Below are 25,966 nucleotides of genomic sequence, written 5' to 3'. Positions count from 1 at the left end.
CCTAATCAAAATTCAATATATTACATTCATGAATCAATTTGAAGCATATAGTTTATTATTTGTTGATAGTTTTGTCTCAAATCTTGTTATAGGTTTTCAGAATGAATTAATATTTCATTCTATGAAAATGTTCGGAGGCTATAATAGTTTAATAATGCTGTTAGTAGCTATTTGTGCTTCTCTTAGCGGTAATGCAGTCAATTATATTTTTGGAAGAATAGTTTTAAATATCTTTTATGCTTCCAAAAATGCACAAAATATTTTAAGACATAAAAATTTAACAAAACTATATTACAAATATGAGATATTTATAATTTTCTTAATGGCATTTTCTTTTTGGGGAAGCTTTATTTCTTTATCCTCCGGTTTTTTTAAAACAAAATTTCTAAAATTTTTAGGTATTGGTTGTTTGGCAAAAGCATGCTATTATACCTTAGAATTGTATATATTTTAACTCATGAAAAAATTAACCAAAACTAATTCTCATAGACCACAAAAATTAGCAAGCATTATAAATGAAGCATTAATAGAAATTCTAAGGCGTGGCAAAATGCTGGATAGCAGACTTTTTGATTGTCCTCTCACTATTACGAAAGTTATAGTTACTGCTGATCTCAAAATAGCTAATTGTTATTTCTTGCCTTTTAATACTAAACTAACAATAGATGAAATTATGGATGCATTAAATAATTCTAAAAATGCTATCAGAAATTTTATTACTAATAAAATAAATATGAAATTCTCGCCTGATATAAGATTTCATTACGATTACGAATTTGATAATGCTATAAAAGTGGCACACTTATTATAAAAATCTCTGAATATAAGAATCTAATAATTTATTAAAAAATTATTATTAATAAATTGTTTTAATATTTAGGTTATTGTATCATGCCATATTTTAATCAGTAATGTTATAAATTAAATATGCATAACAAAATAGATAACTTAAAAGAAATAAAAGGATTAACAGGTTTACGCGGGTATGCTGCATTATGGGTATTCTTCTTACACACCACATATAATTGGCCAGGTAACTCAATTGGAATGAATATAGCAAGACTTAGCGGTCTTGGGGTCGTAATATTTTTTGTGTTATTCGGCTTTATTTTATGTTATGTATATAATACTAGATTTTATACGCATACCATTAGTTATAAAAGTTTTTTATTTGCACGTATTGCCAGAGTTTATCCCTTACATTTATTTATGCTTTTATGCGTATTAATGTATTAATGCAGAGTCGATTTTTCTAGAAATTCTTTCACCCTCCGATGATTCTTATACTTTTCTTCTTAATGTGTTCCTTATTCAAGCATGGGGGTTCACGGATTTAGTATCTTGGAATTAACCTTCATGTTCAATAAGTACGGAAATGTTTGGATATTAATTATTTCCTTTTTTAATATCATTGATGCAGAAACACTTTGGTGGCCTGCAGTTGGCTCATCCTTAATAATTATTGGAACATCTAATGATTCAGGATTAAGTAAACTTATTTTCGGTAATCCAATAACATATTTTCTAGGTCAAATTTCATATGCTTTATACCTTTCTGCTTTAACTACAGAATTTTTTGTAGCATATTACTGGATTTATCCAACTCCTTTATAGCTTAAATTTGCTACTTCGGTTATAATAGCTACTATTTTGCAATTATGTAATTGAATTACCAGCTTGCTAATTCATTCTTCAATTAAAAGTGAATAGATAGATAGGTGCTAGTGGATAAACTTAAATCATTGAAAACAATAATTACCCGTTATACTAAAAAAGCTTAAAAATTAAGCTTTAGTACAACGCCCCCTAGCATAAATGGACTAAAGGCTATAAATATCTTGCAATGATGGAGTTTAAACATCATTTACAAAACGATAATATCATAATAATTAAAATAATCAAGATATTTTAGTTATTTTTTAAACTTTAAGTATAACTCAAATAAAAATAAATCCTTATTTTTATTAAATAACTTTAAAAGATTATTTTTTTATATTAAGATATAAGAATAATCTTTTAATAAAAATAAATAGAAAATGTCTCCTCAAATAATAGAGTTATTAATTTTTGCCGTTATTGCCTTTTACATTATCAACAAATTAATTACGACTCTCGGTTCTACTTCAGAAGAGGAACAGATAAAACAAAAATCTTATTTTGGCGAACCGGTTATTAAGGACGTAACTTACAGTACAGTTAAATCTAATAAAGAAGAAAAAAATATTCCAACAACCCAAGATATTAAAGTTTTTAAAGATATAATAGTGGAACATAATATAACTGCGGTCGTAGATGGAATGGAACAAGTCCATAAACGCCTTTACTCCTTTGATCCGGTTAAATTCATAAATAATGCTAAAACTGCTTTTCAAATGATTATAGAAGCTGCTTATAAAAAAGATGCTAAAGAATTATCTGAGCTGATAGATAAAAGATACTTGGAAGAATTTGAAAAAATAACGCCGTCCTATGGTAATTTTTTTGACTCATCGGCTTTAAGTGCAAAATATTCAGAAATTTACATGTTCGGTAATAACATATTTATTAAATTACTATTTCAAGGTAAAAATGTAGTTGACAAAATCGAAGATTTAAAAGAAGAATGGACATTTACACGTAATGCTAATACCAAAGAAGTTGATTGGTTTTTAAGCAATATTGAGAGAGTGTAGCAATTATATTTTATGACCTGGATGTCATTTCCGCGGAAGCGGGAATGACATCAAAAGACTACAAAACTAAATAACAAACTATTAGTAATGAGTAAAATTTTCTATATTATAGGCACTATATTAATAATAAGTGTTGGTATTTTTATGTTTCAAACGCAAACGATAACGGATAACAATCAAATAATCCCCAGAAAAGTTTTATTCGGTAACCCTGATAAAGCAAGGGTTTCTCTAACCCACGACGGCAAATATATTCTATATGTTGCACCGAAAGACGGTGTATTAAACATTTGGCTAGCCCCCTCAGATGATATTAGTAAAGCAGAAGCCATAACCCATGACAAAGGACGCGGTATTTGGTCTTATGTTAAAGCTTATAATAATAAAAATATTTTATATACCCAAGATTTTAACGGTGATGAAAATGACCGAATTTATAGCTATAACATAGAGACAAAAGAGACAAAATTACTTACTCCCGCAAAAGGAGTTAAAGCCGAAATAGCCGGAGCAAGTCATAAGAAGCCAAATGAGATATTAATATATTTAAATGAGCGTAATCCTGAATATTTTGATATTTACAAATTAAATCTAGATACTCTAGAAAAAGAACTGATTTATAAAAATGATAGATTTACTGATTATGTAACCGATGAAAATTTAAATTTAAGATTTGGTAGCTTACTAGATAAAGACGGAGCTGTTGAATATTATGAATTAAAAGACGGAGAACCAAAGTTATTCACTAAGATATCAATGGAAGATTCTTTTAACACTTCCATACTTGGTTTTGATGCTAGCGGTGAAACTTTATATATGCTAGAGGGACGTAATCGTAATACCTCTGCACTTAAAGCTATAACACTAGCTACAGGTAGTGAAGAAATATTAGCCGAAGATGCAAAAGCCGATATTGGCTTATTTACAGTTCATCCCACAAAGCAAACTCCGCAAGCAGTATCTATAGATTATGATAGAGTCTCATATAAAATATTAGATAAAGATATTGAAGATGATATTAAATATTTGCAATCTATTGATCGCGGTGATTTAATTATTAATAGTAGGACGCTAGACGATAAAACTTGGATCGTTGCTTATATGGCTGATAATGCACCGGTGAAATATTATAAATATGATAGGGCAAATAAAAAATCTGAGTTTTTATTTACTAATCGCAAAGAACTTGAGGAATATAATCTTGCTAAGATGATACCGATAATTATCACGTCACGTGACGGGCTTGATTTAGTTAGCTATATCACTTTTCCAAATGATGTAAAGCTCGATAAAAATAATATACCCGATAGAAAAGTACCTCTAATTTTAAATGTCCACGGCGGCCCGTGGGCACGTGATAGCTGGGGATACAATCCTGAGCATCAGTGGCTTGCAAATCGTGGTTACGCAGTTTTAAGTATAAATTACCGTGGTTCTACTGGTTTTGGGAAAGATTTCTTAAACGCCGGTAATTTAGAATATGCCGGTAAAATGCACACCGATTTAATTGATGGTGTTAACTGGGCTATTAAGAATAATATAGTTGATTCTGATAAAGTTTGTATTATGGGCGGAAGCTATGGAGGTTATGCAACACTTGTAGGTCTTACCATGACGCCTGACGTATTTGCTTGCGGTGTTGACGTTGTCGGTATGTCTAATTTATTAACTCATGTGCAATCTAAAGCTCCTTATATTACACCATTGTTAAGTATATATAAAACACGTATAGGACCTTGGGATACTGAAGAAGAAAAAGAGTTTTTAAGACAAAGATCACCGATTAATTTTGTTGATAATATCAAAAAGCCTTTATTTATAGCACAAGGTGTTCACGATGTGAGAGTCGTGCAGGCAGAATCAAAACAGATTGTAAACAGCATGCAAGCAAAGCATATACCGGTAGTTTATGCACTTTACAAAGATGAAGGTCATGGATTTGCAAAACCCGGTAATAGAATCTCATATTACGCTCTTGCCGAGCAGTTTTTAGCTAAGATTTTAAAAGGAAGAGCGGAACATATAGGAGATGACTTAAAGAATGCTAATCTCATTCTGAATGATAAAGAAAAAATTAGCGGTACAGAGGCAGAAAAGATTATAGATACGGTAGTTGGGAATTAAGAAGAAACTATCATACCGCGACTCGGTGTCACCCCGTGGGCTTATCCACGGGGTCTAGTTAAAAATACTAATAATTTTAGTATTTTGTTTTTAGATTCCTGCTGTCGCAGGAATGACATCAAAAATGACATTAAGTAAGTTCAGAATAATTTATTGGAGTACTATCATGCTACTTACAAATACTGAAAATTCTTACGGCTTAATTGCAAATTTTTTCACTGGATCATGAGCATTATAGTTACAGTAATGCTCGTTGTCGGTTTCTTAATGAATAATTTCGTAGAACTTCCTTTAAAATGGCAATTATACGGGATACATGAAGCAACCGATATAGTTGTTTTATCTTTAGTAATAATAAGGCTTTTATGGAAATTCTATAATGCTAATGTTTTGCTACCGGAAGATATGCCGAATTGGCAAAAAAAGCCGCTAATATTAATATAAATTTGCTATAGCTTTTAATGTTATTAATGCCGATAAGCGGCTTCTAATGACTGGTTTATCAAACCATCATATTGATTTTTATGGTTTGTTTACCATAAATTCTTTTGCTCCAGATTTACAATTTGCCAAAATCTTTAAAAAAATCCATAAAAAGGCTGCTTATTTACTGCTTTAATTAATTTTGCATATACTAGCTGCATTATATCATCACTTTATTAGGAAAGATAACGTATTAAAGAGGATGTTGAATGAGTAACCTCATTATAAACTTATTGACATATAATAAATTGTGTTTTATATACAAAGTAAGAGCAGATAACTTACTATATTAGTATTATGAGTAAAAGTGCTAGAGTAGTAGTCTCATCGAAAGGACAGGTAGTTATACCTAAATATATAAGAACTCTGAGTTAATAATTAACTACAAAAAAAAATGAAATATTAGAATTGCTTCCTATAAAAAAAGATATCTATAGCTTTTTTGGTAAAGGTAAACATAAAGCTAAAAACGGTCCGGTGGATGTAGATGAAGCTATTAGTATTGCGGTTATCGAAAATGATAGGAATTGACGCTAATATCTTAACTCGTACTGTTCTTGAAGATGATGAAATACAAGGTAAAGCAGCTCAAAATTTCTTAAAAAATAACATCACTAATAAGATTTTTATTGCATCATATGCATGAATTTGTATAGGTGCTAAAAGTAAATAAATTTACTCGCCAGAAAATTTATGAAGCAGTAATTTAATCTTATTGATAATTCCGGCTTTATCATTGGGCATCAAGGCATAATAATATCAGCTGCTGAGAAATATATTAAAGGTAAAGCAGACTTTGCCGATTATATGATTATTGCAGAAGGAGAAGTCAATAGTGCTAATAAATTTATCACTTTTGATAAAGACATAGTAAGAGAAGTTAAAAATGCATCTTATCCATAAAAATTAATAGCAATTTAATAAATTATTTAAAATGAATATTCATGAATATCAAGCAAAAGAGATTTTAAGAAAATACGGTGTACCTACTTCCACCGGGCTGGTTGTTACGAAAACCGAAAAGATTAATGAAACCATAGATAAATTAAATACGGAAGTATATGTGGTTAAAGCACAAATACATGCCGGCGGTAGAGGTAAAGCAGGCGGTGTTAAGGTTGTTAAGAGTAAAGAGGAAGCCAAAAAAGTTGCTCATGACATGTTTGGTATTAATTTAGTAACGCATCAAACAGGACCTCAAGGACAAAAAGTAAACCGTCTTTATATCGAATCAGGCTGTGATATTTTAAAAGAATATTATTTTAGTATAGTATTTGATAGATCGGCTAGCTGTATTACTTTCATAGCTTCTACAGAAGGAGGAGTTGATATTGAAGAAGTAGCAGAAAAAACTCCGGAAAAAATTATTAAATTTTCCGTTGATCCTGCAACCGGTTTACAAGATTTTCATATGCGAGGCATAGCTTATGAGTTAGGCTTTAAGGATAACCAAGCCAAACAGATGAAAGAAATAGTAAAATCAGTCTATAATACTTTTATTGAAACCGATGCAACACAAATTGAAATCAACCCATTAATTGTAAATAGCAACGGGAACTTATTAGCTTTAGATGCAAAAATTACTTTTGACGATAACGGCTTATTTCAGCATCCGAATATTACTGCAATGCGTGATCATGATGAAGAAGATCCTCTAGAAACTAGAGCAGCAAATGCAGGACTTAGTTATGTAAAAATGGACGGTAATATCGGTTGCATGGTTAACGGTGCCGGTCTTGCCATGGCCACTATGGATATTATTAAACTTTACGGTGCTTCGCCTGCTAATTTCTTGGATGTTGGTGGTGGAGCTGATCGTGAGCGTATAAAAGAAGCTTTAAAAATAATTTTATCTGATAAAGAAGTACAAGGGATTCTAGTTAATATTTTCGGCGGTATCATGCGTTGTGATATTATAGCAGAAGGAATTATTGCAGCTGCAAAAGACATAGGTATAAAAGTACCGTTAGTAGTTCGTTTAGCTGGTACAAACGTTGAAAAAGGCGAAGAAATTTTATCAAATTCCGGTTTAGAAATAATACCAGCACATGATTTAGCAGATGCGGCAAATAAAATAGTTGAAGCGATACGGTAGATAACCGTCATGAGCTATGCAGGCATTGACCTTGTTTATTGTATAGCTCGAAAAACCAGTTCAGTGTCATACCGTGGCTTCACAGTATCCATAAAAAAATTAAAAAAGGACTGGATCACGCGATCAAGTCGCGGGATGACATCAAAGTAAAATAAAAACAATAAAAATTATTTAACATGGCAATATTAATAAATAAAAAAACACAAGTTATCTGTCAGGGTTTTACTGGTTCACAAGGAACTTTTCACTCTGAACAAGCGATAGCGTACGGCACTAACATGGTTGGCGGTGTTACACCCGGCAAAGGCGGTCATACTCACCTTGATTTACCTGTATATAATACCGTACATGAAGCAAAAGCAAAAACCGGTGCAAATGCAAGCGTTATATATGTTCCGCCCGGCTTTGCCGCTGATTCGATATTAGAAGCAATCGATGCTAAAATTGAAGTAGTAGTATGTATAACGGAAGGAATTCCGGTGCTTGATATGGTGAAAGTAAAACGTGCTTTAGTCGGTTCTAAAACTAGATTAATCGGTCCTAACTGCCCTGGAGTTATCACACCGGGTGAATGTAAAATCGGTATTATGCCTGGGCATATTCATAAAAGAGGAACGATAGGTATTGTTTCAAGATCAGGTACTTTAACTTATGAAGCAGTAGCGCAGACAACAGCAGTAGGACTTGGACAATCTACGTGTGTCGGTATAGGCGGCGATCCTGTTAACGGCACTAATTTTGTTGATTGTATTGAGATGTTTTTGAAAGATGATGAAACAAAAGCAATTATTATGATCGGTGAAATTGGCGGTAATGCAGAAGAAGATGCAGCTGAGTTTATCAAGCAGTCAAAAATCAAGAAACCTATAGTAAGCTTTATTGCAGGTATTACAGCACCTCCAGGTAAAAGAATGGGACATGCCGGAGCTATTATTGCCGGAGGAACAGGAAGTGCCAAAGATAAGCTTGAAGCTCTACAAAGTGCCGGCGTAACTATCACTAGATCACCTGCCGATATCGGTAAAACTATGTTAGATTTACTAAATAAAGGTTAAAGTTATTCAAGAGCAATTGCTGTCATTCCTACCAGACCTTGTGGCGTGGAGACTGAAGGTCATCATTACAAGGAAATTACGTAAGTAATTGACGAAGTAATTTCAGGATGCTTGACAAGATTGCCACGTCGCTTCGCTCCTCGCAATGACTGATTTGGTATCCATGCAACAATGCTTTCGTGGGAATAACATAAAAAGCATTTACTGGTTTACGCAACAATTCCTTAAGAACTCTTATTATCCCTAATTTCTTTAACTATATTTAGTAATTGTGGGAAATCTATTAACCCAGGTATTAATTTTGAATCAATTATATACGCAGGTACTCCTTGAATTCTAAGACTTCTAGCTATTTTCACATTTTGAGTAATTAAATCTTTAATCTCATTGCTATCGGCAATTTCTTCAATTTCCGTAGCATTTAAGCCATTCTCAGTTAATAATTCTTTTATAGATTCCTTAGAAACATCTCTTATTTTTATTAATTCATCATGAACAGCTTTGAATTTACTTGGATTAACCTTATAAACGGCTAAAACTATTCTTGCAAGATATTCGGAAGCATCTCCAAGGATAGGAAGCGGTCGTAATACAACTTTAACTTTTGGATCGTTTTGCAATAATTCATTTATAGAAACATTGCCTTTTTTACAATAAGAACAATTGTAATCATAAAAAACAATTATTGTTACATCACCGTCTTTATTTCCTATAACAGGAAAGCTTGTGCTATCTTCAATACCTAACTTATTATCTTTTAGATAGTTATTAACTTTAGTCTCATTTTCCTGTACTTTACGTTTTTGCAACCCTTCTATTGATTCTATTATTATTTCCGGAGTTTTAAGCAAATAATCTTTGATTATTTCTTGTACTCTTTCCTCTTCACATTTTCTTGCATCTTCGCTTTGTTTAACCTCAACGGAAACCGGACTTGTAGAATAAGTTTTCATTGTTTTGAAAACAAATAAAACTCCTATCACGACTACAAATATAACCAATATTTTACCTATAATATGCTGCATAAATACCTTTTTTTAAAATTTTATATCTTCCTAAAGTCTAAGTAATTCTATATGTCATTCCCGCTTTCGCGGGAATTACATAAAACGACCTATGTAACAAAGCCGGCTTGTCATCCGGTGTAGCAAAGTCCATTACTTCTTTCTTATTAATCTGCTCTGATCTCTTTTCCAGTCTTTTTCTTTAATTGACTCTCTTTTATCATGTAATTTCTTACCTTTAGCAATACCAAGTTCAACTTTCACTTTATTTTTTTTATTAAAATACATAGAAAGAGCTACTAGCGTATAGCCTTTTATTCTAATTCTACCGATAATTTTCTTTATCTCTTTAGTATGCAACAATAATTTACGCGGTCTACGAGTAGCATGATTAAATCTATTCGCTTTTTCATATTCTGCAATATGGCAGTTATACAAAAATACCTCATGTCCGGTATCTGTCGCATGACTTTCTTCTATAGAAGCTTTGCCTTGACGCAAAGACTGTACTTCACTACCCTTTAATACAATACCCGCTTCTAATCTTTCTTCAATAAAATAATTAAAAAGGGCTTTCTTATTTTGTGCAATAACTTTCTTATATTCGGTCATATTTTTATAGATAGTGATGTTATGATGTTTTCAATTTGTTTTTTGGCACTATCGCTTGCTTCAGTTAATGGGGGTCTAATTTCATTTTCACATAAACCTAAATAATGTGCAGCATATTTTATCGGAATCGGATTAGATTCTACAAATAATGCTGTATATAAAGGTAGTAATTTCTGATGGATTTCTAATGCTCCTTTAGTATCGTTCTTATTCCATTTTTCTAATAGTTCTTTACATATATTAGGAACAATATTAGAGGCTACAGAAGTCCACCCTACCCCACCTTGAGCGTTAAAAGCTAAGACTACTTCATCATTACCGGTTAAAATATTGAAATCCTTTTTAACTGTTGCTCTGATCCGCAATGGACGTTCTAAATCTACACCACAATCTTTTAATGCTAAAATACGCGGTAGCTTGCTAAGTCTCAATATTGTCTCATCAGAAAAATCTACTCCGCTTCTAGTTGGAGCTGAATACAACATAATAGGTAGATTACACGCTTCATGCAATGCTTCAAAATGCTTATAAATCCCATGTTGGGTAGGTTTGACATAAGATGGTGGACTAGCCATAAAACCATCTACACCGATTTTTGTAGATTCCGCTGCAAGTGCTCTTGCATAAGTAGTATTATTTGATGAACACCCACTTATTATAGGAATACACTTATTAACGATTTCTACGCTAGTTTGCAGTAATAATTTATATTCTTCAAAGCTTAAACTACTACTTTCTCCCGTTGAGCCTGCAATTAATACTGCATCGACTTCATGCTTTATTTGATGTTTTATAATTCTCTCTAAAGCATATAAGTCTAACTTATTATCTTTAAAAGGTGTTATAAGTGCGGTAATTAAACCTTTAAATATGTTATGCATGATTTTTTTGATTTTAATTGCTTAGCTTATTAAATCGTCATTGCGAGGAGAATTACAACGTAATTCGACAAAGCAATCTCAGGAGTTTGTTATTATTTGATGAGATTGTCACGCAGTCTACGACTAATCGCAATGACGTTTCTTCTACTCCCTAACAACACGCCCATACTCTTCTTTCAAACGATCTGCAATTTTATGATCATCAAAAATAATCTTTTTATTGCCAAGATCTATAGAACAAATATTTTGTATCTCAATTACCGTGCCTGTAACAAAACATCCAGTAAAATCCTCTATTTGCTCTAATTTTAAACGCTCTTCTTTTACTTCTAGACCTAAATCTTTTGCAATTTCAATAATAGTCTGTCTTGTTATACCGTTTAAAAACCTATCGGCAATTGGAGTATATAATATTTTATCTTTAACAAAGAAAATATTTGTTGTAGTGCATTCAGCAATATACCCTTCATAATCAAGTAATAATGCATCATCATAGCCAAGAGCCTTAGCTTCTTTTTTACTCGTTATTGCCATATTATATTGAGCGGCGGATTTAGATTGTACCGGGGTGCTATCAGGCATTGCTTTACGCCAGCGGCTTACATGTAAATTTATACCTTTCTCAAAAGACCTCGGCATAGATGGAATACCGGCAATCAAAAGATTAGTAGATAAATACTGATTAGTGATATTTAGCGACTCGTCTCCGCACCAAATAAGCGGTCTTATATATGCATCCTTAATATTATTTTGTTTTATTACAAGTTCATGAGCTTTTATTATCTCGTCTATATTATAAGGTACTTTCAAACCTAATGCTTCTGCTGATTTTATTAATCTTGCCGTATGTTCTTTTAGTTTAAAAACTTTGCCGTTATAAGCTCTCTCACCCTCAAATACCGATCCTGAATAATGCAGGCTATGAGTCAAAACATGAATCCTTGCAAATTTATAAGGAACTAAATCACCGTTAATCCAAACATGCCAAAAAATTTGCTCTAGTTTTATCATTGTCATTAACCTATATTTATATTAAAGTATTATCAGTCGTCATGAGCTATACGGCCGTAGCTCTTATGTCATTCCCGCAAAAGCAGGAATCCAGTAGTATTTAACGTTACCCCGCGACTTGATCCCAAGATCTCAGAACACAGCCTACGACATAAGATCCCGTGGTCAAGCCACGGGATGACAATAGCGAAATACAATTTTTTTAAATTAAACGAGTATACATGCATACATACAGAGCACATATTTTAATCGTTGATGATGATAGCAGAATATTAGCACTTTTAAAGCAATTTTTAAATAAAAACGCGTTTTTAGTATCAACGGCAAGCTCAGTCATAGAAGCTAAAAATCTATTAAAAACTTCGAATTATGATTTAATTATTTTAGATGTTATGTTACCTGAAATAACAGGACTTGATTTTGCTACTACTATAAGGGACGCCGGTAATAATATTCCTATAGTTATGCTTACTGCTTTATCGGAAGCCGATGACCGTGTTAAAGGACTTGAAGCCGGTGCCTCTGATTATATAACTAAACCTTTTGAACCGAGAGAATTATTACTTCGGATAAATAACTTAATCAATAATTATAATAACTTTAAAAAAGAAACGAATATAATTAAATTCGGCAATAATTTTTATAATTCCGATACAAAAGAATTTACCAAGAATAATCAAATTATATCTCTTAGCTCTACTGAACAAAAATTACTTGAGATATTAATAAAAAATTCCGGTAAATCTACTAGTCGTTTTGAACTGTCAAAAATAATGGGAGGGCTTAGTATGCGTTCTATCGATGTACAAATTACAAGAATAAGAAACAAAATAGAAGACAACCCAAAAGAGCCGAAATATTTAAAAACCGTGCGTAATGAGGGCTATGCACTTTATATCTAAATTATTAAAGCATATTTCAAAGAGCTTTAGACAAGATGAATTTAAAAGCGAGCCTGCACAGCGTATAAAAATACGTGAGCACAGACGAGTCTTGAAAAATTCGCTTGTATCAAGCTCTTTGAAATATGCTTTACCGAGAACATTATTTGTACGGTTTATGTTTATTATAATCATTCCGACTTTAATAGGACAAATCGTTGCTATATTTTTGTTTTACGATCGTCATTGGTATAATGTTTCATATTATACTAGTACTATTATTATCAATGAAATAGAATCATTGATTAAAGAACATAGAAATAATTCAAGAGAGATAACCCATTTATCGGAAAATTATCTTAATTTATCTTATCAGTTTCAGCTTAATAAAAAGTTATCTATAAAACAGCCTAAATTAGGTGAACCTTTAACTATATTTAAAAATATTTTAGCTACAAAAATCCATGAAAAAAATATAGTTAAACTAAATAAGGAAAATAAAATTGAAGTATTTTTAGAATTAAAAGATGGGGTATTATATATTACTTTTCCTGCAAAGTTACTACTTAATCCTACAGTATATATATTTGTTTTATGGATTATATCTTTAACTGTTATATTACTTTCTGTTTCTATTATTTTCTCCAAAAATCAAATTAAATCAATACTCACTCTTGCGGATAGCATGGATAAATTTGGTCGAGGTGTTTTAAAAGACAAAAATTTCAAACCTTCAGGAGCCTTAGAAATAAGAAAAGCAGGGCTTGCTTTTTTAAAAATGAAAGCTCGTATTGAAAAACAAATTACTAAAAAAACCACTATGCTTGCTATGATTTCTCATGACCTTAGAACTCCTTTAACAAGAATGAAGCTACAACTTGAATTGATGGAAGAAAGCGAAGAAAGCAAAGGGTTAAAACAAGATATATTAACTATGCAGCAAATGATAAATTCTTATTTAGATTTTGCTAAAGGTGAAAGTACAGAAGAATTTGAAGACATTTTATTATTACCTTGGATGGAATGTTTTTTTAACAAATGGTCACATGTAAATATTGAATTTATAAAATCTACTAATTTAGATAAACTAGAAGTACGCATTAAGCCGAATTCTTTTGAAAGAGCCTTGTCTAATTTAATCGGTAACGCTATAAAATATGGAACTAAAATTAAGATATCCTCAAAAGATAATTCATCTACCGTAGCTATAATTATTGAGGATAACGGTCCAGGTATAGATGATACGGAAACACACCTTGTATTTAAACCGTTTTATAGATCGGATAAAGCAAGACAGCTTGATAATGCAAGTAACGTAGGACTTGGGCTTGCTATTACTAAAGAAATAATAAACGATCATAAAGGCTCTATTTATTTAGAAGATAGCAAGGATTTAGGCGGGCTATCGGTAAGAATCGAAATACCTAAAATATGACTACCGATGTCATTCCCGTGTAAGATACCAAATCATCATTGCGAGGAGAAGCAAAGCCGAGGGCGTGACAATCTCAGAAATTTTATATTGTTTCATGAGATTGCCACGCTCCTTGCAGTTGCTTGCAATGACAGAAAAATCGATCCATGCAGTAACATCTAAAATATAAAATAATGACTAACATAAAACATTTAGCAATAATAATGGACGGTAATGCTCGTTGGGCAGATCGGCATAACGTAACAAAATCTGAAGGACATAAAGCAGGAGCCGATAAAATTCGTGAATTACTGCCTGAGTTTATTAACCTTAACATACCTTATATAACTTTATATACTTTCTCTTCTGAAAATTGGCAACGCTCAAGCACGGAAGTAGATTTCTTAATAAAATTATTAAGTATTTATTTAAAAACCGAATTAAATAATTTACATAAAAACGGCATTAAAATAAAAGTAATAGGTAGGCTTAATTTATTAAGTAGCTCATTGCAAAAACAAATAAATAATGCTATAGAATTAACAAAAAATAATAATAAAATAACGCTTTGTATAGCTTTTAGTTATGGAAGTCGTCAAGAAATAGTTGATGCCTGCACAAAAATTATTACAAGCGGTAAAAAAGCAGTAAGTGACAGCGATATACAACACGCTTTATATGATCCTGAAATGCCGGATGTAGATTTATTAATAAGACCGGGCGGGGTTTATCGCATCAGTAATTTCTTGCTTTGGCAAGCAGCTTATGCTGAATTATATTTCTCACCCAAATATTGGCCTGATTTTAATAAAGATGATATACAAGAAGCTATAAATGATTACTCAAAAAGGAAAAGAACATTTGGCAAAAGATAAACAAAAATCAAACATATATTTAAGAATCCTGTCCGGTATAGTTTTAGTTCCGTTATTTGTCGTAGCTATATTATGGTGTAAGCCTTTATTCTATATTCTAATGATATTAGTAGGTACAGGAATGTTAAGTGAATGGTATAATATGACCTACTCTTCTATTCCTTATCTATTAATCGGGCTAATTATTATTCCGATTCCTATAAGCCTATTAATACTTTTAAGTATGGAAGATACCAATAGATGGCTTATTATGCTTTATTTTTGCATAATGTGGTCGGTAGATACTTTCGCTATGATTGGCGGTAAAACTTTTAAAGGAGCAAAACTTGCTCCGAAACTTAGTCCTAAAAAAACCTGGAGCGGTTTAGTGACGGGAGTATTATCAGCAGGTTTAGTTGCGGTATTAGTTAGTTTTATACCAAACTTTCATATTGAAAATTACTATTTTTTAAATAAAATTTATTTGTTTATAATTAGTTGTATATTAGCACTAATAGCTCAATTAAGTGATTTATTTATTTCATATTTTAAGCGAAAATTTAATATTAAAGATAGCGGTCATATAATACCCGGTCATGGAGGAGTGCTAGACAGATTTGATAGTATTATTTTAACCGCTCCGATATTATTTCTTATGAATATATATTTATGATAATACATTTAAATAATTATTCTAAAAAAATAATTTTAAATATCTTTTTAGCTTTACTGCTTGGATATTTTGTTTTTCATTGCATATATGGTAACAAAGGGATTATTGCATATTTAAAAGTAAATAGGCAGCTTGAAAAAGCTTATGATGAACTAAAAGGCTTACAAGCAGAAAGAGTAGAACTTGAGCATAACGTCAAATTACTTCGAACGGAATCTCTAAATAAAGATATGTTAGAAGAGCAAGCAAAGAAAGTTTTAGGAGTAGCTGCTCCAAATGAGCAGGTGTTTAATCACCAATAACAAAACTTTGTTGTCATCCGGCGACTTGATCGCAGGATCCAGTCTTTTTTAATTTTTTTTTGGATACCGTGGTCAAGCCACGGTATGACACAGAACGCGTTTTTCGATCTGCACAACAACATTATTGATTAAAAGAAATTAAAAATCATTTATGACTATAAAAATTTATCAAAACGACCTACCTAATAATTTTGAACTTGAAGGAGATCTAGCTATAGATACCGAGACAATGGGGCTAAATCTACATAGAGATAAACTATGTTTGCTACAATTTAGTAACGGCAATGGTGAAGCTCATCTTGTTCATTTTACAAATCAAGATTATACAGCTCCTAATTTAAAAGCATTATTACTAGATAAAACTAGATGCAAGATATTTCATTTTGCTAGATTTGATCTAGCATCCATAAAAAAATATTTAAGTATAGATTTAGAAAATATCTTTTGTACTAAAATATCTTCAAAACTAGTTAGAACTTATACCGATAGTCATGGGCTTAAGGATTTGTGCCGAGAATTGCTTAATATAAATATTTCAAAACAACAACAATCTTCCTATTGGGGTGCTGATAATTTATCTTCAGAACAAAAAGAATATGCAGCAAAAGATGTGCTTTATTTGCATCAGTTAAAAAATATTTTACAAAAAATGCTACTTAAAGAAAATAGGTATGAACTTGCCCAAGATATTTTCCGTTTTTTACCGACAAGAGCTAATTTAGACCTTATTGGTTGGAATGAAATCGATATTTTCATGTATTAATTTATTAATACCATTTATTGACTTCAGGTATAAAATCAGGCGCACTATTTATAGACTTATTACATAATGTAGCTAATAAGGAAGAATTTGAAGGAAACACTTACCACCCCGCAGCATACATAAAAATACGTGAGGATGTGAGTACCGGATTGACATACAAATTTACCCTTAGACGCAAGTTATACAAAAAGTTTAATTAATTAGTAACTAAAAAGGGGATCTTTATGACTAATAGAAAAAATAGACATGCTAGATTTAGAATCAGATTTAAATCTAAGTCTAGATAGTATAGCAAACCTCTGTTAGTTATAACTTGTGAAATAGAAGAAGACACTTTAAGTATTGATGGCGGTGTTTTTGCCGCATTTTGGTGGGCAGCCAATTATATAGTATTAATTGCTAATAACAGACAATATTTACTATTACCTTAGAGAAGAGGTATTATGAAACTTCATCTTATCAGAGTTATAAGGGTGCTTCAAAAGGTACTTACTATAATAATTGCAGTAATTTTACAAATGAGACGAAGCAGCATTATGACTCTTCATTAGATAAACATAAGGAGGTAGTTTTAGGTAATACTACTACTTTTTTTGGGTTAGTATGGTGGTAATACAATAAAAGTATGCTAGGTATCATACTGCGGCTTGACCACGATATTTAAAAACAACTTAAAGTACTAATAATTTTAGTATTTTAACTAGATCCCGCGATCAAGTCGCGGGATGACAGATTCAAAAAATAATATACTTCTGATAAATGAAAAGTAGATAGACGCAGTTTAATTTGGAAAAGAGCAAGGAGTCTGTAAGCCGAGGAGCGTAGCGTATATTAATACGTAAGCATCCGAGGACTTACCAAGACAACGTAGCCAATTTTCCACAAATTAAACGAGTATATTCACAATTTTACGAGGAACGAGGATAATCTTCTTCGGCTCTTTCCCTTCTAAGAACTTTTGTACCTTTGGCAGACTGACGGTAACTTGCTTTATTTCATCTTCACTTACGAAAGTTTTAAACTCATAGGTATCACGGAGTTTGCCGTTAACCTGCACTGCCATAATATATGTATCTAACTCTAGCATTGATTCATCAAATGCAGGAAAAGACGAATTATATAATCGCTCTTTATTACCAAGCTTCTGCCAAATTTCTTCCGTAATATGCGGGATAAAAGGATTTAGTAGCTGTACTAAAACATTAAAACCATACCTTACGATTTTAACATCAATTTTATCTTTGGATATTTCAGCAGATATAGCATTAGAAAGCTCGCGCATACGTGCTATTGCTCTGTTTAGGGCAAAATACTTTATATCTTCAGCGACGTGCTTTATTGTAAAATGTACTAACCTATTAAGCTCTTTATTAATCTCGCTATTCACATCATCTTTTAAAGAATCTATCGCCTTAAACATATACTCAAGCTTATTAATAAAACGTGAGCAGCCTTCAATACCGCTTGCCGACCATTCTAGATCTTTCTCAGGCGGACTATCGGACAGTACAAAAAGCCTAATAGCATCTGCCCCATATTGCTCTTGCATTGTCTCAAGATCAATGAGATTCTTTTTAGACTTACTCATCTTTTCAATGCGTCCCTGCACTACTCTATTATTGCTTTCTTTATGAAAAAATTCATTACCCTTTTTAACTACTTCTTCAGGATATAACCAATTATTATGTTCATCTTTGTAAGTGGCATGCAGCACCATACCTTGAGTAAATAGCCCTTTAAAAGGCTCTCGAACGCTTACGTAATTCTGTTCATTCATTACTTTTGTGAAAAACCTTGCATATAATAAATGCATTACCGCATGTTCAATGCCGCCTATATATTTATCGACCGGTAGCCAGTAATCACAAGCTTTTTTATCAGTCATCTCTGCAGCATTGCTATTGCAATATCTCGTAAAATACCAAGATGATTCAAAAAATGTATCAAAAGTATCGGTTTCACGCACAGCCGGCTTATTGCATTTCGGACAATTAACATGTTTCCAACTAGAATGATGATCAAGCGGATTACCGTGACCGTCAAAATTTACATCATCAGGTAAAGTAACTGGTAAGTCTTTGTAAGGTACGGGAACTATGCCACAAGTTCCGCAGTGAATCATAGGAATAGGACATCCCCAAAAGCGCTGCCTTGAAATCCCCCAATCTTTTAGACGATAATTTACGCTGCGTTTACCTATGCCTAGTTTCTCAAATTCTCCGATGACTTCTTGTTTTGCTTCGTTACTAGTTAAGCCGTTTAGAAAATCCGAATTAATTAAAATTCCATCTTCCGCATAAGCGGTCTTTTGTACATCCATATCTGCTTTAATTACTTGTTTAATAGATAAATTCATTTTAACAGCTAATTCATGGTCACGTTCGTCATGAGCAGGGCAACCAAATATTGCACCAGTGCCATAATCCATTAGCACAAAATTAGTAATAATAACAGGTAAAACTATATTTGAATCGAAAGGATGAGTAACAAAAAGACCGGTAAATACACCTTCCTTTTCAGCCTTTTCTAGTTCGCTACTTCCTGTAATATGCGAGCATTTAGTTATAAAAGCGAGTATTTCAGGTGTTTTAGAAACTAACCGCTCTATTATCGGATGATTAAAGGCAATTCCTATAAAGCTAGCACCAAAAATGGTTTCAGGTTTGGTTGAGAATACTTCTATAGTAGTCTCTTCATTATCCTTAATTTTGAAATGAAAATTAGCACCTATCGATTTACCTATCCATTTCTCTTGCATAGACCGAACAGCTTCAGGCCACTCTTTTAAATTCTGAATTTCGTTTAATAATTCTTCAGCATAATCGGTGATTTTTAAGAACCATTGCTTTAAATAACGTTTTGCAACTATTGCACCTGAGCGCCAACCACACCCGTTTACAACTTGTTCATTCGCAAGCACGGTATTATCAACCGGATCCCAATTAACAAGCGATTCTTTTTGATAAGCAAGATTTCGTTCATAAAGCTCTAAAAAGAATTTCTGCTCATGTTTATAATACTCAGGATCGCAACTATTTATCTCTCTAGACCAATCATAAGAAAAGCCCATAGATTTTAGCTGCTTTTTCACATTCTCGATATTAGAATATGTCCATTTTTTTGGGTGAGAATTATTTTTTATTGCGGCATTTTCGGCAGGCAGCCCGAAAGCATCCCAGCCCATCGGATGAAGCACATTAAAACCTTGCATATTCATAAACCTTGCAATAACATCACCTATGGAATAGTTGCGTACGTGACCTACATGGATTTTACCGGAAGGATAAGGCAGCATTTCAAGTACGTAATATTTTGGCTTGTTACTCGCGTTTGATACCTCAAAAGCTTTTTCTTCTTGCCAAATGTGCTGCCATTTTTGTTCTATTTGGTTCATATTTTTTTAATTTATGTACTGCATCGTCATTGCGAGCAGTCATAGACTGCACGGCAATCTCATCAAATATCCTGAGATTGCTTCGTCAATTACTCCGTAATTTCCTTGCAATAACGGAAATACTGTTATTACCTCACACTATTAATATATATATCTCTAGCTTTTCTTAAAATTTTATCTTCAAGCGTGATAGCAAGATTTGAGGTGTTTTCATTAAGTACCCATTGTTTATTTTTAAGCATTTCTTCAAATACTTTCACTTCGATTGAATCAGGGCTTATTACATCGTCTTTAATAAATATATTTATTTTAAATCGAAAATTAGGATTAGAACGTGGGCTATACCATTCCGTAATAATCACACCGCCGTTTGAGTCGGCTGATGCAAGAGGAGCAACACTTATAGTCTCTAATGCTGCTTGCCAGAGATATTTATTAACTGAACCTCCTACAGCTTTAGTAGATTCGTTCTTAACCCTACCCGGTCTAAAAACTAATCCTTCTTCACCTGCTATAGAACCTACTTCGTCCCATTTCTGCTCTCGTTCTGTTTTTGGATAATCACTCGCTAAGATACTAGTACTTATTGCACTAAGCATAATTACAAAAAATAATCCGATAATTTTCTTCATAACCAATATTTAATTAGTGTGCTTGAAGGAAATAATAGAGAAGCTTTAGCTATTAGTCAAAAATTATTTTTTCCCACCGTTCTTTGGCATTGTTATATAGCTCAAAAAACCCACTCGATGTCATGCCTGCCTTACGCTACGCGGGAATGACATAGGGCAGATTTAATTATTTCTCAGAAATAAATTCAAAACGTGGAATATTTTTGCCGTGTAATAAAACCTTTTCGTTAAACATTTCAAGCGGCCTTACCCAAAGCTGGGAATTATCATATAATGCTTTATAAACTACTAACTCTTGCAAAGTTTCAGTATGTTTTGCAGTATCTATAACTTGATATAATTTTTCTTGGTAATGCTTATATATTCCGGTTCTCATAAAACTTACACCTTAACAGGCATGACGACAAAAATATCTTTAGGACTCTCAGGAAATTTAATAAGTACCGGTGCTGAAACATCTGAAAAATATAGTTCTACTAAATCCGATTTCACTGCTTTTAAGACATCTTCCAAATATTGCGGGTTAAAGCCTATAGCTAAAGACTCATCACTATTATATTCATAAAAACTTTCCTTATCTTGTGAAGAATTAATAACCTCTTTTGCGTTACCTCTTGCTTCACCGACGGCACTAATCTCTAAGGTTTCACGAGATAACGATAATTTTACTGCTCTAAATTTTTCAACGGTTATTATCGCTATCCTTTCTATACTATCTGCAAATATTTTTCGATTAATTACTAATTTTGAGCTGCTGCTTTCCGGAATAAAAGCACTATAATCAGGGAAAGTACCGTCTATAAGCTTTGATAGCATAATAGTATTTTCGTTACATACAAATTTAATCTTATTGCTACTTAATAAAATTTCTATATCTTCATTTATATTTTTAGGATCTTTAACGATTTTTAAAATTTCCTCTGCACTTTTTTGCGGTAATATAACTCCAAAATTCTTTATTTGTTTTTCTAATGTTACCCACGAAATCGAAAGTCTATGCCCATCGGTACTTGCCGAACAAAACTCTTTGTCTTTTATGTGTAAATAAACACCGTTTAAATTATAACGAGTTTCATCTAAAGAAATCGAAAATTTTGTCGATTCGATTATTTTAGCAAAATCCGTGCAGGAAATTTTAAAACTTGCTTCAGGATTAATACTATCCATTGTAGGAAAAGAACTAACCGGCAAAGTAAATAAATTAAATTTACAATTTTTTCCTTTGATCTCAAGTCCCGTTGTACCGAGATCTGTTAATGTAAGCTCGGAATCCGGAAGTTTTCGGACTATATCATTTAGAGTTTTCGTAGAAACGGTAAATTCACCTTCACTTACTACCTGTACTGCTATTTTTTGACTTAAGTACAAATCCATATTAGTAGAACTAAGCTCTAGATTGCCATCTTTTGCCGATAATTTAATGTTTGCATATTCAGGTATTACATTACGTTTTTCAACAACGGAACTTGCAAACCCTAGGGACTGAACTAACGTTTTTGTTTCAACTATTAATTTTAACATATTGTTATTCTCTTAATATTCCTTGAAATTTTTGCGAGATGGCAGCAACTAAATCTTTACTAAACGAATTTAAATCAGTATCAGATAATGTCCGATCATCTGCTTGTAGCTCTATTTTAACCGCTATAGATTTTTTACCTTCAGGTAATTTATCACCGCTATAAATATCAAATAATATAACTGATTTGACAAGCTTTTTATTAAAATTATTTATATATGATATTATTTCACCGACTCTATGATCTTGATCAACAATAAATGCGTAATCTCTAAAATTAGCTTGGAAATCTGATACTGCAAATTCGTCTCTTTTACCGAATTTAGCTTTTATCAACGGCAAATTCGTAATATTTAGCTCGAATGCAAATATTTCCTGATTAATATTGTAATATTTCAAGATTTTAGGGTGTATCTGCCCAAAATGACCTAATAAATTTTTACCAAGCCCTATATTTACTGCTCTAGTTGGATGATAATATTGTGGCAATGCTGTCCCATTTGTTGCTATACATTTATCTATAGATAGTCCTGCATAATCAGCTACCAACTCTAAATCGCCTTTAAGATCAAAAACATCATAGCCTCGTCCAAGCGAATGAGGATTTTTATTATTATATGAACCGCTTATAATTGCCGTCAAATAAGTTGCTTCCGTATTTAAATCTATAAAACTCGGTCCAACTTCAAAAAAAGCCATATCTTTTATAGAGCGTGCTAGATTTTTACTTACTATACTTAACAAATTCGGCAGTATAGTAGGACGCATATAATTGTCTCCTATGCTAATAGGATTAAGCAAAAATAACTCTTCTTTTAATTCAGCAAACAACTTTGCATCTTCACTACTCATAAAAGAGTTAGTTACTACCTCATCATAGCCTTTGCTTGCTAATATCCTTTTAAAACTAGATATTCTTTTATGCTCTCTTAGCTTATTATTATCTTGGTCTAGTTCGGGTAATTTTATACTCTCTATTTTATCATAGCCGTAAATACGAGCGATTTCTTCAGCTATATCTTCTAAAATAGTTATATCGTGACGCCAAGAAGGAGCTATTACCTTTATAATCTCACCTTTAACATCCGTAATAAATCCTAGTTTATTTAATATGGCTTCTATCGCTTTGATATTTAGTTTAATTCCTGTAATTTTTTCTAAATAATATGCTGAAAAATTTAAAGGTTTTTTTTGTGACTCTTTTTCACCGACTTTCACTACTTCCGATACTTCACCGTTTCCACATATTGACAAAATAAGATTAGTTGCTATGTCCAAAGCCTTTTCCGTAAAATTTCTATCGATATTACGCTCATTACGATATCTAGCATCCGTATCAATTTGGAATCTTCGCCCGCTAGCTGCAACCATTTTAGCATTAAAACAAGCAGCCTCGAGTATTATATTAGTCGTACTATCAGTACAACTACTATCAGCCTCGCCAATGACACCGGCCAGACCTTGAATACCGCTTTCATCTTTTATAACTAAATCATTTTCGGTAAGTAAATATTCTTTGCCGTTTAAGGCGTGGCATTTAGCTACGTCATTGCGAGGCTGCAAAGCAGCCGTGGCAATCTCATTTTGTTGTCCTGAGATTGCTTCGTCGCTACGCTTCTCGCAATGACGTGCTACAGTAATTCCCCCTTTTATCCTATCTGCATCGTAAACATGCATCGGCTGTCCAAAGCTATAGGAAATATAATTTGTTACATCCACTAAGCTTGAAATAGTTTTTACCCCAACATTTTTTAATAATTTCCGTAACCAATCAGGGCTTGGTTTATTTTTTAAATTTCTTATCTCTCTAAAAGTAAATAACGGACAGGCTTCTTTATCTTGCACGTTAAGCTTCATTTTAGAAATAAATGTACTCTTTATTTCCGAAATTTCTAGCTCTTTAAGTATTCCTATTCCTTTAGCTGCTAAATCTCTTGCGATGCCGTACACTCCAAGTGCATCACCACGATTAGGAGTAACGTTAATAACAAATATAGGATCATCTAAACCGTAATATTTAGTAAAATTCTCTCCAACTACGGCATCTTCAGATAGCTCTATAATCCCTTCAGACTCTGAAGCTAGCAATAATTCCTCTTCAGAGCAAAGCATACCACAGCTTTTTTCGCCTCTAATAACAGATTCCTTAATCTTAAATTTACCGTTTGGTATTTCTATTCCGATATTTGCAAGTACTACTTTTATACCTGCTCTTGCATTACGCGCACCACAAACTATTTGCAGCATACCACTTTTAGTCTCAACATTACAAAGCTTTAATTTATCAGCTGACGGGTGAGGTTTAATATTTGTAATATATGCTACTTCAAACTTTTGTAACTCCGCTGCTTTATCTATCACCTCTTCCACTTCAAGGCCAATAGCTGTTAGGGCTTCGGCAATTTCAGTAACTGAAGCCGATGTCTCTAAAAATTGTTTTAACCATGATAACGTAAATTTCATTTCGTAAGCCCTCCTGCTAAATTCGGTATATCAAAGCTCCCAAAATTATAATGTTTAAGCCAACGCATATCTCCTTCAAAAAATTGTCTTAAATCTTTGATATTATATTTTAACATTGCAAAACGCTCTACTCCAAGCCCAAAAGCAAAACCTTGATACTCGCTACTATCGATACCAACATTTCTAAGCACGTTTGGATGAACCATCCCGCAACCGAGTACCTCAAGCCATTTATCGTTTTTATTCATCCGAATATCAACTTCGGCAGAAGGTTCGGTAAATGGGAAAAAGCTGGGTCTAAAACGTAATTCAATATTAGAATTTTCAAAAAAGCTTTTTATAAATGCCGTGATAACATATTTTAAATGTCCCATATTGATATTTTTATCAATAACAAGCCCTTCTATTTGGTGGAACATTGGCGTATGCGTCATATCCGAATCCGATCTATAAGTCCTACCAGGTGCTATAAACCTAAAAGGCGGTTTGCCGTTTTTCATAGCTCTAATCTGCACTGTTGAGGTATGAGTACGTAATAACAGTGGCTTATTATTTTCCTGACTTTTCAAATAAAAAGTATCATGCATTTGCCTTGCGGGATGATCATCTTCAAAATTGAGAGCGGTAAAATTATGAAAATCATTCTCGATATTCGGTCCGTTTTCTATAGTAAAACCAAACTGCGAAAATACTTGTATTAACTCCTCACTACATTGTGTTATTGGATGAATAGAACCTTGTTTACATCTCCGTGCAGGGATTGTTAAATCAATTTCATCGGCAGCAAGTTTAAAATTTAGTTCCTGCTCCTCTAAAATTTCTTCTTTTGCTTTTATTATATTCTGTATTTTATCTTTTAATTTATTGATTTTTAAGCCAAATTCTTTACGTTCCTGTTCATTTAAACTACCTAATTTTTTAAGCTCACCGGTCACTATACCGTTCTTGCCTAAAAATTCTACTTTATATTCTTGCAGAGCTTTTAAGTTTTGTACTAATAAGATTTTGTTCTCAGCAAGCCTTAATATTGTTTCTATATTTTTCATGATTGTTTTTTTATTTTTGATTTTTTATTGTACGGTTTAATGTCATTGCGAGGAGGCATTGTTGCGTGGACCTGTTTATCCGTCATTG

24 protein-coding genes and 6 pseudogenes are annotated in these 25,966 nt (G+C 32.5%); 20 read left to right on the top strand and 10 right to left on the bottom strand.

Annotated elements, in window-relative coordinates:
* The first annotated feature begins 28 nt into the window (after window positions 1-28).
* The 12 genes and pseudogenes from AB4K15_RS03645 (at window position 29) to sucD (ending at window position 8,429) form a co-directional block, all read left to right on the top strand.
* Window positions 29-454: a YqaA family protein gene (locus tag AB4K15_RS03645; RefSeq protein WP_032074202.1), complete on the top strand. Its 426-nt coding sequence runs from the start codon at window positions 29-31 to the stop codon at window positions 452-454.
* Window positions 455-457: 3 nt separating this feature from the next.
* Window positions 458-811, top strand: coding sequence for a 30S ribosome-binding factor RbfA (rbfA, locus tag AB4K15_RS03640; protein ID WP_032074201.1), 354 nt, complete (start codon window positions 458-460; stop codon window positions 809-811).
* Between the two features lie 116 nt (window positions 812-927).
* Window positions 928-1,236 carry an acyltransferase family protein gene (locus AB4K15_RS03635; protein ID WP_084698821.1) on the top strand — a complete coding sequence of 103 codons (309 nt, stop codon included), beginning with the start codon at window positions 928-930 and terminating at the stop codon, window positions 1,234-1,236.
* A 165-nt stretch (window positions 1,237-1,401) separates the two neighbouring features.
* Window positions 1,402-1,684, top strand: a pseudogene (locus AB4K15_RS03630) (hypothetical protein); the annotation flags it as partial.
* A gap of 352 nt (window positions 1,685-2,036) precedes the next feature.
* On the top strand, window positions 2,037-2,672 hold the full coding sequence (locus AB4K15_RS03625) for a Tim44 domain-containing protein (RefSeq protein WP_032074200.1): 636 nt from the start codon (window positions 2,037-2,039) through the stop codon (window positions 2,670-2,672).
* Window positions 2,673-2,759: 87 nt separating this feature from the next.
* On the top strand, window positions 2,760-4,796 hold the full coding sequence (locus tag AB4K15_RS03620; protein WP_500224701.1) for a S9 family peptidase: 2,037 nt from the start codon (window positions 2,760-2,762) through the stop codon (window positions 4,794-4,796).
* A 225-nt stretch (window positions 4,797-5,021) separates the two neighbouring features.
* On the top strand, window positions 5,022-5,240 hold the full coding sequence (locus tag AB4K15_RS03615; protein ID WP_500224703.1) for a cytochrome b: 219 nt from the start codon (window positions 5,022-5,024) through the stop codon (window positions 5,238-5,240).
* Window positions 5,241-5,257: 17 nt separating this feature from the next.
* Window positions 5,258-5,415, top strand: a pseudogene (locus AB4K15_RS03610) (cytochrome B).
* Between the two features lie 161 nt (window positions 5,416-5,576).
* Window positions 5,577-5,810, top strand: a pseudogene (locus AB4K15_RS03605) (AbrB/MazE/SpoVT family DNA-binding domain-containing protein).
* Window positions 5,797-6,182: pseudogene (locus tag AB4K15_RS03600) on the top strand (type II toxin-antitoxin system VapC family toxin). Before AB4K15_RS03605 ends, AB4K15_RS03600 begins: the two co-directional pseudogenes overlap by 14 nt.
* A gap of 31 nt (window positions 6,183-6,213) precedes the next feature.
* Window positions 6,214-7,374, top strand: coding sequence for an ADP-forming succinate--CoA ligase subunit beta (sucC, locus tag AB4K15_RS03595; RefSeq protein ID WP_032074197.1), 1,161 nt, complete (start codon window positions 6,214-6,216; stop codon window positions 7,372-7,374).
* Between the two features lie 176 nt (window positions 7,375-7,550).
* Window positions 7,551-8,429, top strand: coding sequence for a succinate--CoA ligase subunit alpha (gene sucD / locus AB4K15_RS03590; RefSeq protein WP_012152767.1), 879 nt, complete (start codon window positions 7,551-7,553; stop codon window positions 8,427-8,429).
* A 224-nt stretch (window positions 8,430-8,653) separates the two neighbouring features.
* Here sucD and AB4K15_RS03585 read toward each other — a convergent pair whose 3' ends face one another.
* The 4 genes from AB4K15_RS03585 to AB4K15_RS03570 form a co-directional block, all read right to left on the bottom strand.
* Window positions 8,654-9,454: a DsbA family protein gene (locus tag AB4K15_RS03585; protein WP_032074196.1), complete on the bottom strand. Its 801-nt coding sequence runs from the start codon at window positions 9,452-9,454 to the stop codon at window positions 8,654-8,656.
* A 132-nt stretch (window positions 9,455-9,586) separates the two neighbouring features.
* Complete coding sequence (gene smpB / locus AB4K15_RS03580; protein WP_032074195.1) at window positions 9,587-10,045, bottom strand: SsrA-binding protein SmpB; 459 nt, start codon at window positions 10,043-10,045, stop codon at window positions 9,587-9,589.
* On the bottom strand, window positions 10,042-10,926 hold the full coding sequence (dapA, locus tag AB4K15_RS03575) for a 4-hydroxy-tetrahydrodipicolinate synthase (RefSeq protein ID WP_032074194.1): 885 nt from the start codon (window positions 10,924-10,926) through the stop codon (window positions 10,042-10,044). The genes smpB and dapA overlap by 4 nt, the downstream gene beginning before the upstream one ends.
* A gap of 144 nt (window positions 10,927-11,070) precedes the next feature.
* Complete coding sequence (locus AB4K15_RS03570; protein ID WP_032074193.1) at window positions 11,071-11,943, bottom strand: branched-chain amino acid transaminase; 873 nt, start codon at window positions 11,941-11,943, stop codon at window positions 11,071-11,073.
* A gap of 215 nt (window positions 11,944-12,158) precedes the next feature.
* Here AB4K15_RS03570 and AB4K15_RS03565 point away from each other — a divergent pair, with 215 nt between their 5' ends.
* From AB4K15_RS03565 to AB4K15_RS03530, 8 genes and pseudogenes are all read left to right on the top strand, one after another.
* Window positions 12,159-12,839 (top strand): response regulator transcription factor, encoded by a 681-nt coding sequence (locus AB4K15_RS03565; protein WP_032074192.1) that lies wholly within the window; start codon window positions 12,159-12,161, stop codon window positions 12,837-12,839.
* Entirely contained in the window at window positions 12,823-14,253 is a 1,431-nt protein-coding gene (locus tag AB4K15_RS03560; RefSeq protein ID WP_500224711.1) for a palindromic element RPE3 domain-containing protein, read from the top strand. Before AB4K15_RS03565 ends, AB4K15_RS03560 begins: the two co-directional genes overlap by 17 nt.
* A gap of 173 nt (window positions 14,254-14,426) precedes the next feature.
* Complete coding sequence (gene uppS, locus AB4K15_RS03555) at window positions 14,427-15,107, top strand: polyprenyl diphosphate synthase (protein WP_032074190.1); 681 nt, start codon at window positions 14,427-14,429, stop codon at window positions 15,105-15,107.
* Window positions 15,067-15,759: a phosphatidate cytidylyltransferase gene (locus AB4K15_RS03550; protein WP_032074189.1), complete on the top strand. Its 693-nt coding sequence runs from the start codon at window positions 15,067-15,069 to the stop codon at window positions 15,757-15,759. The genes uppS and AB4K15_RS03550 overlap by 41 nt, the downstream gene beginning before the upstream one ends.
* Entirely contained in the window at window positions 15,756-16,061 is a 306-nt protein-coding gene (locus tag AB4K15_RS03545; RefSeq protein ID WP_032074188.1) for an FtsB family cell division protein, read from the top strand. The genes AB4K15_RS03550 and AB4K15_RS03545 overlap by 4 nt, the downstream gene beginning before the upstream one ends.
* Before the next feature lie 151 nt (window positions 16,062-16,212).
* Complete coding sequence (locus AB4K15_RS03540; RefSeq protein ID WP_032074187.1) at window positions 16,213-16,824, top strand: ribonuclease D; 612 nt, start codon at window positions 16,213-16,215, stop codon at window positions 16,822-16,824.
* A gap of 50 nt (window positions 16,825-16,874) precedes the next feature.
* A pseudogene (locus AB4K15_RS03535) lies at window positions 16,875-17,016 on the top strand (palindromic element RPE1 domain-containing protein); the annotation flags it as partial.
* Between the two features lie 594 nt (window positions 17,017-17,610).
* Window positions 17,611-17,706: pseudogene (locus AB4K15_RS03530) on the top strand (palindromic element RPE5 domain-containing protein); the annotation flags it as partial.
* Between the two features lie 4 nt (window positions 17,707-17,710).
* Here the strand turns inward: AB4K15_RS03530 and leuS are convergent.
* The 6 genes from leuS to pheS all read right to left on the bottom strand — a co-directional run bounded on the left by leuS (window position 17,711) and on the right by pheS (window position 25,878).
* On the bottom strand, window positions 17,711-20,218 hold the full coding sequence (gene leuS, locus AB4K15_RS03525; RefSeq protein ID WP_500224715.1) for a leucine--tRNA ligase: 2,508 nt from the start codon (window positions 20,216-20,218) through the stop codon (window positions 17,711-17,713).
* Window positions 20,219-20,346: 128 nt separating this feature from the next.
* Window positions 20,347-20,850 (bottom strand): DUF3576 domain-containing protein, encoded by a 504-nt coding sequence (locus AB4K15_RS03520; RefSeq protein ID WP_032074185.1) that lies wholly within the window; start codon window positions 20,848-20,850, stop codon window positions 20,347-20,349.
* A gap of 166 nt (window positions 20,851-21,016) precedes the next feature.
* Window positions 21,017-21,226 carry a DUF1653 domain-containing protein gene (locus AB4K15_RS03515; RefSeq protein WP_032074184.1) on the bottom strand — a complete coding sequence of 70 codons (210 nt, stop codon included), beginning with the start codon at window positions 21,224-21,226 and terminating at the stop codon, window positions 21,017-21,019.
* A gap of 5 nt (window positions 21,227-21,231) precedes the next feature.
* Entirely contained in the window at window positions 21,232-22,371 is a 1,140-nt protein-coding gene (gene dnaN / locus AB4K15_RS03510) for a DNA polymerase III subunit beta (RefSeq protein ID WP_032074183.1), read from the bottom strand.
* 4 nt (window positions 22,372-22,375) lie between these two features.
* Window positions 22,376-24,832 carry a phenylalanine--tRNA ligase subunit beta gene (gene pheT, locus AB4K15_RS03505; RefSeq protein WP_032074182.1) on the bottom strand — a complete coding sequence of 819 codons (2,457 nt, stop codon included), beginning with the start codon at window positions 24,830-24,832 and terminating at the stop codon, window positions 22,376-22,378.
* Complete coding sequence (gene pheS / locus AB4K15_RS03500) at window positions 24,829-25,878, bottom strand: phenylalanine--tRNA ligase subunit alpha (protein WP_032074181.1); 1,050 nt, start codon at window positions 25,876-25,878, stop codon at window positions 24,829-24,831. Before pheS ends, pheT begins: the two co-directional genes overlap by 4 nt.
* Window positions 25,879-25,966: the final 88 nt, after the last annotated feature.

Origin of the sequence: Rickettsia aeschlimannii (genome assembly GCF_047973405.1) — a bacterium.
GTDB lineage: Bacteria > Pseudomonadota > Alphaproteobacteria > Rickettsiales > Rickettsiaceae > Rickettsia > Rickettsia rickettsii.
This window is presented reverse-complemented; position numbering and strand designations above follow the sequence as displayed.

Bases quoted from the DNA above. Each gene is read 5' to 3' on its own strand.
- AB4K15_RS03645 (WP_032074202.1), top strand. From the start codon at position 29: ATGAATCAATTTGAAGCATATAGTTTATTATTTGTTGATAGTTTTGTC.
- rbfA (WP_032074201.1), top strand. From the start codon at position 458: ATGAAAAAATTAACCAAAACTAATTCTCATAGACCACAAAAATTAGCA.
- AB4K15_RS03635 (WP_084698821.1), top strand. From the start codon at position 928: ATGCATAACAAAATAGATAACTTAAAAGAAATAAAAGGATTAACAGGT.
- AB4K15_RS03625 (WP_032074200.1), top strand. From the start codon at position 2,037: ATGTCTCCTCAAATAATAGAGTTATTAATTTTTGCCGTTATTGCCTTT.
- AB4K15_RS03620 (WP_500224701.1), top strand. From the start codon at position 2,760: ATGAGTAAAATTTTCTATATTATAGGCACTATATTAATAATAAGTGTT.
- AB4K15_RS03615 (WP_500224703.1), top strand. From the start codon at position 5,022: ATGAGCATTATAGTTACAGTAATGCTCGTTGTCGGTTTCTTAATGAAT.
- sucC (WP_032074197.1), top strand. From the start codon at position 6,214: ATGAATATTCATGAATATCAAGCAAAAGAGATTTTAAGAAAATACGGT.
- sucD (WP_012152767.1), top strand. From the start codon at position 7,551: ATGGCAATATTAATAAATAAAAAAACACAAGTTATCTGTCAGGGTTTT.
- AB4K15_RS03585 (WP_032074196.1), bottom strand. From the start codon at position 9,454: ATGCAGCATATTATAGGTAAAATATTGGTTATATTTGTAGTCGTGATA.
- smpB (WP_032074195.1), bottom strand. From the start codon at position 10,045: ATGACCGAATATAAGAAAGTTATTGCACAAAATAAGAAAGCCCTTTTT.
- dapA (WP_032074194.1), bottom strand. From the start codon at position 10,926: ATGCATAACATATTTAAAGGTTTAATTACCGCACTTATAACACCTTTT.
- AB4K15_RS03570 (WP_032074193.1), bottom strand. From the start codon at position 11,943: ATGACAATGATAAAACTAGAGCAAATTTTTTGGCATGTTTGGATTAAC.
- AB4K15_RS03565 (WP_032074192.1), top strand. From the start codon at position 12,159: ATGCATACATACAGAGCACATATTTTAATCGTTGATGATGATAGCAGA.
- AB4K15_RS03560 (WP_500224711.1), top strand. From the start codon at position 12,823: ATGCACTTTATATCTAAATTATTAAAGCATATTTCAAAGAGCTTTAGA.
- uppS (WP_032074190.1), top strand. From the start codon at position 14,427: ATGACTAACATAAAACATTTAGCAATAATAATGGACGGTAATGCTCGT.
- AB4K15_RS03550 (WP_032074189.1), top strand. From the start codon at position 15,067: ATGATTACTCAAAAAGGAAAAGAACATTTGGCAAAAGATAAACAAAAA.
- AB4K15_RS03545 (WP_032074188.1), top strand. From the start codon at position 15,756: ATGATAATACATTTAAATAATTATTCTAAAAAAATAATTTTAAATATC.
- AB4K15_RS03540 (WP_032074187.1), top strand. From the start codon at position 16,213: ATGACTATAAAAATTTATCAAAACGACCTACCTAATAATTTTGAACTT.
- leuS (WP_500224715.1), bottom strand. From the start codon at position 20,218: ATGAACCAAATAGAACAAAAATGGCAGCACATTTGGCAAGAAGAAAAA.
- AB4K15_RS03520 (WP_032074185.1), bottom strand. From the start codon at position 20,850: ATGAAGAAAATTATCGGATTATTTTTTGTAATTATGCTTAGTGCAATA.
- AB4K15_RS03515 (WP_032074184.1), bottom strand. From the start codon at position 21,226: ATGAGAACCGGAATATATAAGCATTACCAAGAAAAATTATATCAAGTT.
- dnaN (WP_032074183.1), bottom strand. From the start codon at position 22,371: ATGTTAAAATTAATAGTTGAAACAAAAACGTTAGTTCAGTCCCTAGGG.
- pheT (WP_032074182.1), bottom strand. From the start codon at position 24,832: ATGAAATTTACGTTATCATGGTTAAAACAATTTTTAGAGACATCGGCT.
- pheS (WP_032074181.1), bottom strand. From the start codon at position 25,878: ATGAAAAATATAGAAACAATATTAAGGCTTGCTGAGAACAAAATCTTA.